Origin of the sequence: Aeromonas eucrenophila (assembly GCF_000819865.1) — a bacterium.
In the GTDB taxonomy this organism is placed as follows: Bacteria; Pseudomonadota; Gammaproteobacteria; order Enterobacterales; family Aeromonadaceae; genus Aeromonas; species Aeromonas eucrenophila.
In genome coordinates this window covers 269,540-284,829 of record NZ_CDDF01000001.1, presented here as the reverse complement: position 1 = coordinate 284,829, position 15,290 = coordinate 269,540, and the positions used below count along the sequence as shown (strand labels likewise).

Annotated in this window: 15 protein-coding genes; 6 read left to right on the top strand and 9 right to left on the bottom strand. The window is 58.0% G+C overall.

All coding sequences use genetic code 11. The features are described 5' to 3' along the window. Positions 1-50: 50 nt before the first annotated feature. Both BN1124_RS01130 and BN1124_RS01125 read right to left on the bottom strand, forming a co-directional pair. Complete coding sequence (locus BN1124_RS01130; RefSeq protein WP_042638302.1) at positions 51-653, bottom strand: paraquat-inducible protein A; 603 nt, start codon at positions 651-653, stop codon at positions 51-53. After that, positions 637-1,263: a paraquat-inducible protein A gene (locus tag BN1124_RS01125; RefSeq protein WP_042638301.1), complete on the bottom strand. Its 627-nt coding sequence runs from the start codon at positions 1,261-1,263 to the stop codon at positions 637-639. Before BN1124_RS01125 ends, BN1124_RS01130 begins: the two co-directional genes overlap by 17 nt. Positions 1,264-1,527: 264 nt before the next feature. On the opposite strand from BN1124_RS01125, the gene BN1124_RS01120 reads away from it, so the two are divergent. From BN1124_RS01120 to BN1124_RS20570, 3 genes are all read left to right on the top strand, one after another. Continuing rightward, positions 1,528-1,842, top strand: coding sequence for a YebG family protein (locus BN1124_RS01120; RefSeq protein WP_042638299.1), 315 nt, complete (start codon positions 1,528-1,530; stop codon positions 1,840-1,842). A gap of 283 nt (positions 1,843-2,125) precedes the next feature. Further along, entirely contained in the window at positions 2,126-3,409 is a 1,284-nt protein-coding gene (locus BN1124_RS01115; RefSeq protein WP_042638297.1) for a tyrosine-type recombinase/integrase, read from the top strand. A 367-nt stretch (positions 3,410-3,776) separates the two neighbouring features. Then, positions 3,777-4,349: a DUF2158 domain-containing protein gene (locus tag BN1124_RS20570; protein WP_082041389.1), complete on the top strand. Its 573-nt coding sequence runs from the start codon at positions 3,777-3,779 to the stop codon at positions 4,347-4,349. A gap of 12 nt (positions 4,350-4,361) precedes the next feature. On the opposite strand, the gene BN1124_RS01105 is transcribed toward BN1124_RS20570, so the two are convergent. Further along, a complete protein-coding gene (locus BN1124_RS01105) occupies positions 4,362-4,970 on the bottom strand; it encodes a hypothetical protein (protein WP_042638951.1) in 609 nt (202 codons plus the stop codon). Then, on the bottom strand, positions 4,957-5,196 hold the full coding sequence (locus tag BN1124_RS01100; RefSeq protein WP_042638293.1) for a hypothetical protein: 240 nt from the start codon (positions 5,194-5,196) through the stop codon (positions 4,957-4,959). Before BN1124_RS01100 ends, BN1124_RS01105 begins: the two co-directional genes overlap by 14 nt. Before the next feature lie 125 nt (positions 5,197-5,321). Between BN1124_RS01100 and BN1124_RS01095 the strand changes: the two genes are divergently transcribed. The 3 genes from BN1124_RS01095 (at position 5,322) to fabA (ending at position 8,380) form a co-directional block, all read left to right on the top strand. Further along, positions 5,322-5,684, top strand: coding sequence for a helix-turn-helix domain-containing protein (locus BN1124_RS01095; RefSeq protein WP_042638291.1), 363 nt, complete (start codon positions 5,322-5,324; stop codon positions 5,682-5,684). 80 nt (positions 5,685-5,764) lie between these two features. Continuing rightward, a complete protein-coding gene (locus tag BN1124_RS01090; RefSeq protein ID WP_042638289.1) occupies positions 5,765-7,741 on the top strand; it encodes a Lon protease family protein in 1,977 nt (658 codons plus the stop codon). A 78-nt stretch (positions 7,742-7,819) separates the two neighbouring features. Continuing rightward, positions 7,820-8,380, top strand: a complete 561-nt coding sequence (gene fabA, locus BN1124_RS01085) for a 3-hydroxyacyl-[acyl-carrier-protein] dehydratase FabA (RefSeq protein WP_042638287.1) — start codon at positions 7,820-7,822, stop codon at positions 8,378-8,380. Between the two features lie 164 nt (positions 8,381-8,544). Here fabA and rmf read toward each other — a convergent pair whose 3' ends face one another. From rmf to rlmKL, 5 genes are all read right to left on the bottom strand, one after another. Then, positions 8,545-8,724, bottom strand: a complete 180-nt coding sequence (rmf, locus tag BN1124_RS20565; protein ID WP_005315693.1) for a ribosome modulation factor — start codon at positions 8,722-8,724, stop codon at positions 8,545-8,547. 159 nt (positions 8,725-8,883) lie between these two features. Beyond that, entirely contained in the window at positions 8,884-10,551 is a 1,668-nt protein-coding gene (locus BN1124_RS01080) for a DUF3466 family protein (protein ID WP_042638285.1), read from the bottom strand. 8 nt (positions 10,552-10,559) lie between these two features. Next, the gene (gene uup, locus BN1124_RS01075) at positions 10,560-12,470 is read right to left on the bottom strand and encodes an ATP-binding cassette ATPase Uup (protein ID WP_042638283.1); all 1,911 of its coding nucleotides are present in this window, start codon (positions 12,468-12,470) and stop codon (positions 10,560-10,562) included. 86 nt (positions 12,471-12,556) lie between these two features. Then, positions 12,557-12,799 (bottom strand): glutaredoxin family protein, encoded by a 243-nt coding sequence (locus tag BN1124_RS01070; RefSeq protein ID WP_042638281.1) that lies wholly within the window; start codon positions 12,797-12,799, stop codon positions 12,557-12,559. Further along, the gene (gene rlmKL, locus BN1124_RS01065; protein ID WP_042638280.1) at positions 12,799-14,979 is read right to left on the bottom strand and encodes a bifunctional 23S rRNA (guanine(2069)-N(7))-methyltransferase RlmK/23S rRNA (guanine(2445)-N(2))-methyltransferase RlmL; all 2,181 of its coding nucleotides are present in this window, start codon (positions 14,977-14,979) and stop codon (positions 12,799-12,801) included. Before rlmKL ends, BN1124_RS01070 begins: the two co-directional genes overlap by 1 nt. Between the last annotated feature and the right edge of the window lie 311 nt (positions 14,980-15,290).

Genomic DNA, 15,290 nt, shown 5'->3' with positions numbered 1-15,290 from the left:
ACTCCTTAGACAATGAATGTGCAAATGAAAACCAACAGAGCGAGACGCCATCAGCGCGCCTCCTTGTCCCACAGTAGCCGGGTGTCCAGCATGCGGGCCGACATCATGGTGAGCAGCACCACACAACCGAAGGCGGTGGCGCCCGGCCCCGCCAGCACGTTGAGCAGCACGCCGCGATCCACCAGGGCCATCATCAGCGAGATGACGAACAGATCCAGCATGGACCAGCGGCCGATAAAATCGATGATGCGATACATGATGAGCTGGCGTCTGCGCCGCACCGGCTTGGCCCGTTGCAACTGCCAACAGATCCAGCCAAGCCCCAGAATCTTGCCAACCGGCACCACGATACTCGCCAGCAACACTATGGTGGCGATACCGGACATGTGGCTGTTATAGAGCGAGAGGATGCCGCTGAAAATGGTGTCTGATTGCAGCAGCCCCTTGGTGTAAAAATGGGTGATGGGCAGCAGGTTCGCCGGCAGCAGCATGAAGGTCGCCAGTGCCAGCAGGCCCCAGGAGCGGGCGAGGGAGCGGGGGATCCGCACCTGCAACTTGCTGTGGCAACGGGGGCAGAGGGTGCCGGCTTGATAGCGCACCAGCAGGCCGCAGGTGTGGCACCCGCACAGGCCCTGTTCACGGGCGCTGGTCATGATCGGGCTCCTCCATAGGGACCTGCTCCCAGTAGGGGGCGGGATCGAACAGGATCAACAGGGCGAGATTGAGCAACATCAAACAGCTCAGGCTCAGAAAGCCTCCCCCAAAGCGCACATCCGCGATATCCACCAGCTTGAACAGGGACACCAGCAGGCTGGCGATATAGACCTCCAGCATGGCCCAATGACGAAACACGGCCACCGACTTCAGGGCCAGGGGCAAGATGTGCCAGCGTTTGGCAAGGCCGGAGGCGAGGGCAAAGATGCCGAGCAGCAGCCCCATCGGTGCCAGCGCGCCGCACCAGAATACCAGCGCCGCAACCAGCAGCTCGTTCTCCCGCGCCAGCATAAGGATGCCCTTCATCATGTTGGCGTCGGTGTTGACGCCCGCCAGGCGCACATAGAGCAGGGGTTCGAAGAAGGCAGAGGGCAGCAACAGGAAGCCGGTGATGGTGAGCGCCATCAACTGGGAGGGACGAAAGGCATAGCGCCCATACAGATGCTGATGGCAGCGGGGACAATGGGCATGACGACGCAGCGGCAACAACTTGCGTTCGATCAGCAAGTCGCAGGCCGGGCAGACGATCACGGAGCGGGGATCCGACATACGATTCAACCTGTTGAAGGAATTGATAAAATTTACCCTAAAACCGGTTCTCTGTCTTGCCCGGCGCGGCCTGGCGCCAAGAAAACCCCGAGAGCAGCTCCATGTGGGTGGAGAAATCGGCGCCTCATTTCGCTTGCGAGGATGACGTTGCCGCGCACAAGACACTGATGCCACTGCGGACTCGGATGCTGCGATCTGGCTGTTATTTGCAATGCTGTATATACGTACATATAATTATGGTCACTATCATGAGGAGGACGCCGTATGGCCGTTGAGATCAAGTATGTTGTGGTCCGTGGGGGAGTGGAGAAGATGACCTTTGCCAGCAAGAAAGAGGCGGACGCCTATGACAAGTTGCTGGACACCGCCGATGAGTTGATGACGCTGCTGGCCGGGGCGCCGGTTGAACTGACAGCCGAGCAGCAGGAGAGCCTGGCCTTCTACCTGGCCGAACAGCGGGATCTGCTGCAAAACCTGCTGCGTGGCGGTAAAGGGCAGGGCCCAAGCCCCAAGGAGGAGAAGGTTGACGCTGACAATAGCGATAAACCCAAGGGAAAATCCCTGAAGAGCGTGGCCTGAAAAGAAGAGGGGGAGACTGCCTGAACCGCAGTCACCCTGCTTTTCACGTATATATTCACACTTCAGCATTTTTAACCATTTTACTTTGTATTTACCCCGAGAATTTTCCAACCAAGGTGCATATCCATTGAATATATTCATCCTGGATCGCACTGTACCCGAGAGCCGGACCGTCAGTACGTCCTGACAGATTTCCGTGCATTGATGTCTTGGCCCCATTGCGCGCTATCAACATCAGGCAGAACTCGCCTCATTTCAGACAGCCATCACCACAAGCACCCATATGACTCATCTGCCACTTCCACCCGCCATGCCGTTGTTCGATAGCCTGCTCCATCTGGAGGGAGGCAACCCTCAAGTCAACCAATACCTGGCCAACCGCAGCATGGGGGACGTGCCCGATGCGGGCCTCGTCTATGAGCTGGCCGTCGACTGGTTGCTGGAGCAGCGCCACAGTGAGAACAACTACAAGACCTATCGCAGCGAGCTGACCACCTTCCTGCATTGGAGCTTTGGCGAGATGGCCATCAGCCCAAAGGATCTCACCCGGCGGATCATGATGCGCTACCTCGACTACTGTCAGGCACCGCCGCCGACGCTGATCGCCTATCGGAACGTGGCCCAGTTCGTGTTCGACAAGGAGTGGGGAGAGCGGCTGCCCAACCCCCAGTGGCGGCCCTTTCTGGGCAAACGGGAGTTGGGCCTTGAGCTGCCATACCGCTTGAGCGATCAGGCCATGAAGACCAAACTCGCCATCCTGTCGGCCTTCTTCCAGTTTCTCGTCCAGGAAGAGTACATGGATCGCAACCCGGCGCTCCTGTTGCAAAGAGTGAAAAAGCCGCTCCATCAGGAGACCGATGAGCAGACCCAGGCCTTCACCGAGCTGCAGTGGTCCTATGTGATGCAGGCCGCCGAGCAGCTGGCAGCCGACTCGCCGGCTCAGCACGAGCGCAGCCGTTTTCTCATCTGCCTGATGTACGCCTGTTATCTGCGGATCTCGGAGGTGGCGGCCAGGCCCGGTTTCAGTCCCGTCATGGATCAGTTCCGCCGCGACAGCAAGACCGGTGTCTGGGGCTATTACATCCCTCGCAGCAAGGGCGGCAAGCGGCGCACCGTGGCCGTTTCCCAAGCCTTGCTCGATGCTCTGAAACGCTATCGCGGCTTTCTGGGGCTGTCGCCACTGCCGACGCCAAATGAACAGACGCCCCTCTTCGTGCGCCACAAGGCGGCGGCCCATGGACGACAGCAGGGAGAGCTCAATGCCAACCTCGGGATCCGCCAGTTACGCGAGCTGGTCATGGCGGTGCTGGAGCAAGCGGCCGCGTTGGCCGAGCAGGATGGCTTTGCCCAGGACGCGGCCGAAATGCGCAACCTGACGCCACACTCCATCCGCCACACCGGCATCACCCACGACATCAACCTCAATGGTCGGCCACTGTCCCACGTGCAGGCCGATGCGGGACACGACAGCATCGACACCACCTCCAAATATCTGCACACCGGCAACAGCGAACGCCACGAGAGTGCGAGCCACAAGCCCCTCGATCACCTCTCTGGCCATGAATGAAATCGCTGCCAACCAAACAGCTCATAAAAAGCAGCATTATGTAGCTGTCGGATCCGCGGTGAAAACTACCTGGTTTGATCCTCCGCTCATCAGCGCACAAATAGGGGCTGTTCACTCCAGGCCGCAGGTCAGATAAGCAGAGAGAGGCCTTCTATTGGGGAAAGACGCTCGGCATCCACTAAACAGAGTCGGGGGCGAAAGCTCCCTTTTCATTATTTACAGAACGATATGCCACAGATATATCACCAGGCAGAACGCGCCTAAGCATCTATCACTGCACATGTATTGAATGACAGTTCATTGATATACACCTAAGCATATTGACTGATTTATCCACCACCAATAGCTTGTTTTGCAGTCATTAGTTATGCTACTCGCACGGAGCCTTTTAGGGTGTAATTGCGATGCGAGATCTGTTCGTACAAGCCCTGGTGACACGAACAGAAGCAACATCAATCAGGGTCTGTATAACGCGCTGTCGGCAAAGGAGTGGCTAGTGCCAAATGATATTTGTTTTCACCCTGGCGAGTTAGTGAGGTTGCGAAGCGGGGAGCCAGATATGACGGTCAATTATGTACGCGCAGGCAATCAGCATGTTGATTGTTCGTGGTTCGACTCCACGTTAAGTCCAGAACCGTTCTATGCAACATTCCAATCAAATACTCTTACCCTGCGTAAGGCTCTGCCCCTACCAGGCCCCTTGGATGAGCAGTTGCACGCCGGACAGGTTGTGAGGCTTCGCAGTGGTGGACCAGCGATGACGATGGAGTACTACTCGCGAGACAATGGTAGTGAACAAGAAGTGTCATGCATATGGTTTGATGAGAACAGCCATAAGCTCTCGTCATCCCTGTTCCATCTACATGGCCTTGTCATCGAAGAGGAACCGCAGCGCATCGAGAAGCGAGCCCTCGCAGAAACGATGGAGCAAACAGAGTGAATACACTCGGTTTCAACTAAACAGGGGAGGGGATATAGGCACCCCAATCTGGTGATTCAGCTCCTCAAGCCAAAGATCGATCTCGGCGCAGCAGAGGGCATCCAGGAACTGGACACCGTAGCTGTCGATGATGTCGTTATAGGCGTGCCAGTATTTGGCATCGGGCACCACCTCGAATTCGGAGAAGTCGAGGAGGGCAGAGCAAACGGCCTTGAGCTCTTTGCGCATGTCGGCGCGGGATTTGTAATCGGAGTGCAGGGCGGCTTCCATCATCTGGGTCATGGAAGGGGTGAGCACAGGCGCCACAGGGCGAGCCTCTGGCTTGGGATAGACCTTATCCCGTAACCGCTGGGTTTCTTGCTCAAAGCGGGAGAGGGGAGCGAAGGAGGCGGGGCGCTTCCACAGATAACGCAGATCCGCGACAGCCGGCGCAGCAAAGGCTGCCTTGATGCCGAGTACCTGGGTATCAAAGCGCGGGATGGCCTTGAGCAAGGCACCTTGCTTGGCCAAGTCGGTCATCCGGCGCAATTCGTCCGGTGCCCAGGTAAAGGACAGATAGTCGATCAGGGTTTTATCGCCGATAACCCCATTTATCGGCATTACGGAGCTATGACCAGTCATCGAAAAATACTCCCTGGTCATAGGTCTCCTCAGTTACCTCGACCAGCTCAAAGGCGGTGTCGGGGTACGTCATAGACAGGTAGATCCGCAGCTCATGCAGATCGCGGAACATCTCAACCTGACCCGCCACACACGCGGACATGTCGCCCGTGGGCTCATCCTGCCAATAGACCTTGCGCTCCAGGAGCGCAGGCAAATCAGTGTTCTGTGGGCTAGAGTAGGTCATGGTTTATGTACTTAACTAGTTACTTAAGTGCATTGAATCATGTAACTACTTAAATAGAAACGAGGCTATTTTGGACAAAATCGGTATGATGGGCCCGATTGTCGAACTACTCAGGAGACAGAAACATGGACTCTAAAACGCTGCTTCTGGCCTACATGAGGGCCAAAAAGTACAGCCAGTTTCAGGAAGTCGCCGCCGACCTAGGATTTACCAGCTCTTACATATCCTCGATTAATCATGGTAAGTCGCAACTCACTGATGCCACTGCAAAAAAGATGGCCGAGGAAGCAGGACTGGATGTCAGCGAAGTGCTGTTAAGCATGGCAGCCGTTCGTGAGACCGATCCTGAGATAAAACAGGCTTGGTACGACATCCTGGCAAAGTACACCAAGGGCACCAGTGCGGCGCTAGCCCTTGGTATGGCTGTACTCCTGGCGCCAAACCCTGGGCCTGACCTAACCGCGCATAATGTATATTATGTTAAATGATGTTTGCTTGTTTCCTGTTCCCGCTAATCGAACTGTGTATAATGGAAACAATTGATCCTATCCCCGACCGGATGTCTTAAGTGGCTGAATTAACATCAGAACAATTAAAACCCGCATTTACGATTGAGCAGTTTCCCATGCTCAGCGAGCTCGAACCCATCCCTTTCGCAGCCCTGCAACCCCGAGCTATTTCTGGCATCAAGCGACTGGCCAGTTTTGATGGCGACTGCCCGGTCATGCTGCTCAACGGTTTCCCCGGCGCAGATTATGAGAGTGTTTGCCAGACGCTGATCGCCGCCTCCAATGGCAAGGATGGTGACCTGTTTGACCTTTGCTACACCGAGAACCTCAACAACCCGTTCAAACCCATCTGGTTGCGCCTGCAGCCCGGCACCGGGTTCGAGTTTTGCGAGATGGTTGGCGAGCTGCTCAAGCTGATGAGTCATCACCTGGATGCCGAGCGTCTGGTCACCAGGATCATCCGCAAACAGGACAATGACCCCAAGATCGTGGACTTTCTCTCCGATCTGGCGGCCCACGTGGCTCAGGGGCTCGAATTCCAGCATCCCGTGCTCATCAACCTGCTGATCCATCACGAGGAGCAGCAAGCCCCCGTCATCTATGGTCGGGATCTGAACTGGGACACCCTGTTCGGCTCCATCAACTACCAGACCGAACAAGGCTCTGTCTACGCCAACCAGCACCTGCTTGAACCCGGCCTGCTGCGCGAGGCCAACGGTGGTTATCTCATCTTGCAACTCGACGAGTTGCTGGATCAGCCCCACCTCTGGTTCAAGCTCAAGAACGCCATGCAAAAAGGTGAGCTGGACTGGAATGCCTATCAGGAAGGCAAGACTCTGACCCCCTTCTTCACCCCGGAGGCCACCCCCATCCGGTTGAAGCTGATCCTGGTCGGTGATCGTCTCGAGGTGGCCGAATTCCAGATGCTGGACAGAGACATGTCCGAGCGAATCTTCCTGCGGGCCGATCTGGTGTCCGAAGTGGAGATTGACGAGGATCTGCCGGCCTTCCTGCAATACCTGGCCTGGCTGCGTCAACGCTGGAACCTGCTGGACTTCACGCCAGCCGCCCTCCTCGCCCTCTGTCGTCATGCCAGCCGCCTGTGTGACCATCAGGAGTGGCTCGCGCTCTCCGAGGTGCAGCTCAGCGCCATCATGCGCATGGCCGACAGCCTGGCACGGGAACTGGAAGCATCTGAGGTGACCGATGAGCACATCCTGCTCGCCCTCGAGGAGCAGGATTACCGTCTCAACTACCTGGTGGAACAATCCGATCAGGGCGTCATCGACGGCCAGATCTTGCTGCAGACCGACGGTGAAGAAATAGGCCAGATCAACGGTCTGTCGGTCATCCAGGTGGCCGGTCATCCCTACGATTTTGGTGAACCCGTGCGCCTGACCGCGACCGTGCATCTGGGAGATGGCGACGTGGCGGACATCGAGCGCAAGGCCGAGCTCGCCGGCCACATTCATGCCAAGGCGATGATGATCATCCACGGTTATCTCTCCAACAAATTTGGCGCCGAGACCCCCTCGCCGCTCTCGGCCAACCTGGTATTCGAGCAGTCCTACCACGAGATCGATGGGGACAGCGCCTCCCTGACTGGTCTCTGCGCCCTGCTCTCTGCCCTCGCCCGCCAACCCATCTACCAGCACTTCGCCGTGACCGGCGCAGTCGATCAGTTTGGCAACGTACAGGCGGTGGGCGGTGTGAATGAGAAGATTGAAGGCTTCTTCCGGGTGTGCAAAATCCACGGCATCACCGGCAAGCAAGGCATATTGCTGCCCGGTACTAACGCCCAGCAACTCAACCTGTCCGACGAGGTGATTGCCGCCGTCGAGGCCGGTCTGTTCCATATCCATCCTGTGGATCACGTGGAAGAAGCCATCGAGTTGCTGACCGGCTGCGTGGCAGGTGAACCGGACATGCCGGATACCCTGTTTGGCCGGATCCAGGAAAGACTGGATGAACTCAATGGCTCAGGCCCCAAGAATGGCCTGCTGCGCAGCCTGTTCGGCCGCCTGTTCGGCTTGTAAATGAAGAGATCGGAGTTGTTTAGCGAACAACTGTAAGCTAAATTGGCCCGGCTTTGACCCATATGAAGGATAAACAGCGTGACCCTAGATAACGACACCATTAATCCCCGCCTCTCCCTGTGTGAACAAGGCAAAGATTCGTTTACCCGCGAAGAGCTGCTTGCCTGCAGCCGTGGCGAATTATTTGGTGAGGGGAACAGCCAGCTGCCCGCCCCCAACATGTTGATGATGGATCGCATCGTCAGGATCAATGACAACGGTGGTGAGCATGGCAAGGGCGAGATCCTGGCCGAGCTCGACATCACCCCGGATCTCTGGTTCTTCGGCTGCCATTTCCCGGGGGATCCCGTCATGCCAGGCTGCCTGGGGCTCGATGCCATGTGGCAACTGGTCGGCTTCTTCCTGGGCTGGAAAGGCGGTCCGGGCAAGGGACGGGCGCTGGGTGTGGGTGAAGTGAAATTCACCGGCCAGATCCTGCCGACCGCCAAGAAAGTTACCTACAAGATCACCTTCAAGCGCGTCATCAATCGTAAGCTGGTGATGGGTATCGCCGATGGTGTGGTCGAGGTGGATGGTCGTCCCATCTACAGCGCAAGCGACCTGAAAGTGGGCCTGTTCAAGGACACCACCGCATTCTAAGACTGGGTGTGTACACAGAACCCATGAGAAAGGGGCAACGATATTGCCCCTTTTCTATTGATAGTGTTTGTAGCCCTGAGCTAGAACGTTTGACGGCGGCTTGAAGACAACGTAAAGGGGCCATCGTGGCCCCCTTCCTTTTGTAATGAGTGATGAAGTATCGGTTACTTCATGAAGAGGCCTGAGCCTCGCCCCTCCATGGCGTCGCGCCAACCACCAAGCCAGTGCCCTCTGGCATCCAGGCATTGGTACGGACACGCTTCTTTCTGTTTGCCGACTACGCCAGCCTGATAACCACGAGCACGAGCTCTTTCCAGACGGTCCCGTTTCTGTCTCTTCATCATCTACGACCCTCTTCGTGGAACAAAAAAAGCGACCAAGTTTTCACCGGTCGCTTTCATCTTTACCCCAGAGAGGGGGCAGGGTCAAACAAAAAATGCCATGGTATCTAGGCCTTGTGACACAAGATACTGAACTGCATTAATTTTTAATGACACCTCATTTTATCGCGGGTGACGACGCAGCCAGGCAAAAGGCAAGGCCAGCAGAGTCAACCAGAACAGGCTGCCACCGCCGCCACCTTCGCCATCCTGACCTGTCTGGTTATTGACCGGTGCGTTGCTGACGACATAGTTGGCCGGATCATTTCCCTCATAATCCTTTTTGATCGCCGGCGCTAGCTTAACCGCCACCACTGTGGCGTTGGCGCGGTTGTTCAGATCGCTCTCACTGGCGTAACGGTAGGCCGTCGCCGAGATGGTACCATCGGTACTGATGCCACTGGCGTAGGCAATGTGGTAGTAATAGCCATTTTTTTGGACGCACTGTTTGGCACCGGTGTCATCCAGCCCGCAGATCAGATCGTTGAGGTACCAGCTGTTGTTCGGGGCCGCCGCGTTGAGCAGGAAAGCCTCCTGCATACGGTTGGTGCCATTGGCCACCGGCTGAGTCTGGTGACGGGAGTCACGCCAGCCAACCACCATGTTGTGGTCGTTGATGGCTGCCGCCTCTGAGCCTGAGCCACTGAGCGGGCTGTCTTGCAAGGGAATGACTGCCGCAGTGGTTGGCGCCGCCAGATTGAACAAGAACATCTCGGTCGGCCGGTTTTGGCCCTTATTGAGGTTCCAGCGCTGATTACCGATCACATAACCATTCTTGTTGAGGCCCACTGCCCAGCTGTGCTGCAACTTCTCATCGTCTTTTCCTGGCTCCCCCTCCGGCAATGGGATGCGCTGAGTGGCGCTCACTGTGCCGGCGTTCAGATCCAGGGTCCAGAAGCTGGCCAGGTTACGGCCATCCAGGTTACCGGATCCCACTTCACCGGTGGAGCTATAACCCACCCCGTACAGGGTGCCCTTGTATTCGTCCGCACCCAGTGCAGAGGCGGTCTGCAGCACCTCATCACGGCGATGGGCATAGTCGGGAGCTTGTATCAGCTTGTTGACAGTGCCATTGCCATTGAGCAGCCAGAAACTGGCCTGGGTATCGACCCCCGGGCAATATCGGTACTCACCACCTTCATCGTCATTGCCGGCGAAACACCAGTTATAGAAATCACCGCCGACGTTATGGCGATACTGGCCACTGGCAGCGGTTCCTGTCACCAGATACTGGCCGTTCAGCTTCTTGATGGCAGTCGGCACGCTCAGGCTATGATTCAGACTAGATACGCTAGCGTTGTCCTTGAGTTCGACAGGATTGCCATCGGCGACGATGGCGAAGGCGGTACGCAACTTGCCGGCCATCTTGTAACCCACGCGATCGGCGGGTGTGTCACCCAAACCTGTCACCAGACCATCGGTCTCGGTGCTCACCACATAACCGACGTTGCTGCGCTGATCGAGGCCATCGAGGAAGTCACGACGCCACTGATAAGCATAAGTCGGCGTCGGGGCCTCGTCCCAGAAGGTGTTGCACACATCACCAGACAGTATGCAGCCCTGTTCGAAGCGGAAGCGATCGACCAGGAAGTCGGCAGATCTCACGGTCGAGAAATACTCGGCCATGTTGTTTGTGGTATTGATCCCGACAAGACCACTGGCATCACCGCTGATCCCGCTGGCATATCCTTTGACTTCATTGTCAACAATGGTGAAAAAGGAGCTCTGTGCCGCCTGTGCATTGAGGCTGGCGCCGACCAGAATGGCCAGCATGGATAATTGCTTTTTCATCTACTTCCTTAGTCCTGATGTTTCAACGCTTCCAACTCCTCCCAACGGGAGAAGGCGTGTTCCAGTGCAGCCTCTGCTGCATTCAATGCATCCAGCTTGAGCTGGGTCTGCTCGCTCGGCAGGGAGAAGAAACCGGGGTCATTCACCTCTGCCTGCAAAGCATCGAGTTCGGTCTCCAACTGTTCCAGTCGGGCCGGCAGATTATCCAGCTCCAACTGCAACTTGTAAGAGAGTTTACGTGTTTTTTTGGCCGGCTCCACCGCCGCCGCGACAGGCTCTGCCACTTTGGGGGCCGCGGCCTTGACCGCCAGCTGTGCCTCTTGTAGGGCACGGGTCTCCATCATGTCGGCATAGCCGCCCACATAATCGCTGATCCGGCCATCCCCTTCAAACAGCCAGCAACCGGTGACAGTGTTGTCGATGAAGCGGCGATCATGGCTGACCAGCAGCAGAGTGCCGGGGTAGTCCGACAGCAGCTCCTCCAGCAATTCCAGCGTTTCGACATCCAGATCGTTGGTTGGTTCATCCAAAATCAACAAGTTACTGGGTTTTAGGAACAGCTTGGCCAACAGTAGACGGTTTTTCTCGCCCCCTGACAAGGCCTTGACCGGGGTCCGTGCCCGCTTGGGTTCGAACAGGAAGTCCTGCAGGTAGCCCAGGATGTGGCGAGAGCGGCCACGCACCATGACTTCCTGCTTGCCCTCCCCCACGTTTTCCATCACCGTCTGCTCGGGATCGAGCTGATCGCGGTACTGGTCAAAATAGGCGACTTCCAACTTGGTGCCGCCCTTGACCACACCACGGCTGGGCTCGAGTTGCCCCAGCAGCAACTTGATCAGCGTGGACTTGCCGCAACCGTTCGGGCCCACCAGCGCAATCTTGTCGCCGCGCAGCACCTGCAGATCCAGCCCCTGGAACAGGGTACGATCGCCGAAGTCCAGGCCAAGTCCCTCGGTCTCGAACACCAGCTTGCCGGAGCGATTGACGTCGTCCATCTGCAGCTTGGCCTTGCCTTGCAGCTCGCGGCGCTGACTACGCTCCATGCGCATCGCCTCGAGGGCGCGCACCCGGCCTTCGTTACGAGTGCGACGGGCCTTGATGCCCTGGCGAACCCAGACCTCTTCCTGGGCCAGCTTGCGATCGAATTCGGCGTTTTTCAGCTCTTCGACCCGCAGCCACTCTTCCTTGCCTTGCAGGTACTGATCGTAATTGCCGGGCCAGGAGGTGATCTCGCCGCGATCGAGATCGATGATCCGGGTCGCCAGCTTGTGGATGAACTCCCGATCGTGGGAGATGAACACGATGGCGCCACGGAAATCTTTCAGGAACTCTTCCAGCCAGTGAATGGCCTCGATGTCCAGGTGGTTGGTCGGCTCATCGAGCAGCAGCAGATCCGGATCGCAGGCCAGGGCACGGGCCAGCGCCACCTTGCGCAACCAGCCGCCGGAGAGGCTGTCGAGGGTCGCATCGGGATCGAGGTTGAGCAGGGTCAGCACCTGGCTGATGCGGGTCTCCAGCTGCCAGCCATTCTGATAATCGAGCTGCTCTTGCAGCTCGCTCATCTTGCGAATGTTGGCGTCGGAGGGATCGTGGCCCAGCTCAAGGGCGATATGGTGATACTGCTTGAGCAGCTCCCCTACCCCGGCCAAGCCTTCGGCGGTGTAGTCAAACACCGTCAGATCGCTCGAGGCGGGCGGATCCTGCTCGAGGCGAGTCACCTTCAGATCCTGCTGCAACACCAGACGACCGTCATCGAGGGGCAGTTCGCCGGCGATGACCTTCATCAGGGTGGACTTGCCCGCCCCGTTGCGTCCCACCAGACAGAGACGCTCACCGCGCTCGATCGCCAGTTCCGCATTGTCGAGCAACGGGAAATCACTGAACGACAGATGAGCGCCGTGCAACGTTAATAAAGCCATGTCTTTTCCTTATCCTTCATGAAAAAGCGGGCCAAACTGCGCCGGCCCTCTTCTTCGTTATGCTGTTTGGCCCGATGCTGGCTGGCCTATGTTGTCTGATCCGGATTGGCTGCTACCCAGGCATTGAGCTCCGCCAGGGTGAAGGGCCAGCCCAACTCGCGGCCGGCTTCATCCCGCAGCACCGGAATGCGTACCCGATAAGCCGCCAGCCATTCGTCATCGTCCAGGATGTCGCAGCGGCGGCTGTGGGCGGCCAATCCCGCCTGCTCCACCAGCGTCCACGCCTGCTCGCACAGGTGGCAGCCGTCGGTATGAAACAGGGTCAGCATCAGCCGGCATCTGCCGTGTTGTCGGCGTGGGTGATGATCCAGCAGTTATGGATGTGCTGGTTGCGCTCAAAATCCTTGGGCCGGGTCTGCTGGGTGATGTTCTTGGCCTTGAGGCCCGTGGCCTCGAGACCGGCCAGGTCCATCTTGAAGTGACGCTTGTTGTTGGAGAACACCAGGGTGCCGTCCGCTGCCAGCAGGCGCTTGAGGTGTTGCATCAGCAGCAGGTGATCCCGCTGCACGTCGAAGCTCTCGTCCATCCGCTTGGAGTTGGAGAAGGTGGGCGGATCGATGAAGATGAGATCGTACTGACCGTCCGCCTCGGAGAGCCACTTCAGGCAGTCGGCCTGCACAAACTTGTGCTGGCGGCCCACCTGCAGGTTCAGGCGCATGTTGTCCTGCGCCCAATCCAGGTAGGTGTAAGACATGTCCACAGTAGTGGTCTCGCTGGCGCCACCCAGAGCCGCGTGCACGGTGGCGCTGCCGGTGTAGGCAAACAGGTTCAGGAAGCGCTTGCCCTTGGCCATCTGGCCCAGCATGCGGCGGGTCTGACGGTGATCCAGGAACAGGCCGGTATCCAGGTAGTCGTAGAGGTTGACCCAGAGGCGCACCCCGTACTCCTGCACCTCCATCCGGTGTTGCTCGGTGGAGAGCTTCTGATACTGCTGCTTGCCTTCCTGGCGCTCGCGCACCTTGAGGATCACCTTCTCGCCGTCCATGCCGGTCACCTTGATGGCGGCCTGCACCATGTCGAGCAGACGCTGACGGGTCTTCTGGGCGGGGATGTCCTTGGGCGCGGCGTACTCCTGCACCACCAGGTAATCCTGATAGCGGTCGATGGCGGCGTTGTATTCCGGCAAGTCGGCATCGTAGATGCGGTAGCAGTCGATGTTCTCTTTCTGCGCCCACTTCTCGAGGGTCTTCAGATTCTTGCGCAGGCGGTTCGCGAAGTCCTGAGCCACCTCTTTCTGGGAGGCCACGGAGTCCAGCGCGATCTGGTAGTTGCGCAACTGGCATTCGAGGGCGCCGTTGAACAGCCGATATTGCTTGTCGGCCCGCAGACGCAGACAGCTCAAGAGCTCGGGGGACGCTGAGAGAATGGAGACGCGCCAGCCCTGGAAGCTGCGACGCAGGGCATCGCCGAGGGCCTGGTGTACTTCCAGCAGGGCCGGGAACTCCCCCAGACGCTCGCCATAGGGCGGGTTGGAGATCAGCATGCCGACTTCACGGGCCTCCCCTTCCACAACCGGCATCGGCAGCGGGTTTTCCAACGCGGTCACGTCGGCCTGCTTGAAGGTGATGAGGTGCGCCACGCCGGCGGCCTTGGCGTTGTCACGGGCCTTCATCAGCACGCGGGGATCGGCGTCGCAGCCAAACAGCTTGGCCTCGCAGCGCTGCATGCCGCGCTTGGCACGCACCTGAGCTTCCATCATCAGGCTCTGCCACAGCTCGGGATCGTGTTGCAGCCAGCGATCGAAACCGAAGCGCTCGCGGCGCAGGGCCGGCGCCATGTCAGCGGCGATGAAGGCCGCTTCGATAAGCAGGGTGCCGGAGCCACACATGGGATCCATCATCGGCTCACCGGCCCAACCGCTGCGGGCTATCATGGCGCAGGCCAGGTTCTCTTTGAGCGGTGCCTCACCTGTGCCCTGGCGATAGAAGCGCTGGTGCAGGGCCGGACCGGACAGGTCCAGGGTGATGTTGGCCTTGCCCTTGCCAAGGTGTGCCATGATGCGGATATCCGGCGACTTCTTGTCGATGTCCGGGCGCACATGGCCACGCTTGGTGAAGCGATCGACTATGGCATCCTTGATCTTCAAGGCGCCGTACTGGGTATTGCGAATGGCCGGGTTGGTACCGGTGAAGTCCACCGCTATGGTGGAGGTCCCAGGGAAATGCTCTTCCCAGGGGATGGTGTGGGCGCCGAGATAAAGATCCAGATCGTCGTTCATCTGGAATTCGGACAGCACCAGCACGATGCGGGAGGCAAAACGGCTCCACAGGCAGGCCTTGTAGCCCATCGCCAGTTCGCCTTTGAAATGCACGCCAGCCACGGTCTCACGGACCTGCTCTGCGCCCAGGGTGGTCAGCTCATCGGCCAACAGGTTTTCCAGCCCCTTGGGGCAGGTTGCAAAGAATTCTTTCATCACGCTCACGGGGATGCCATAAAAATAGTGCCGCATTATACCTTATCGGCCTGCACTCGGCATCCGAACCTTGGGCCTCGCGGGAATATAAAGGGCTAGCGGCCTGGAGAACGGCCAAGGAAAGAGCGGGATATCGTCGACATCCGCCCTGTGGTCGTGGGTTATGTGCCTATGGCGCCATCTGGCAGCGGCTTTGACCTGTTTTATCGACGCGAGGCAGTGCAGCATGCTGCCGCAGCATCCTCGATACACCGGTATTTTATGGGGTCGCCGCGCGGTAATAGGCGGGTACCGGAGATGGATATGAAAAAGGAGAAGGGATAGAAAATAAACACCAATACAGGATC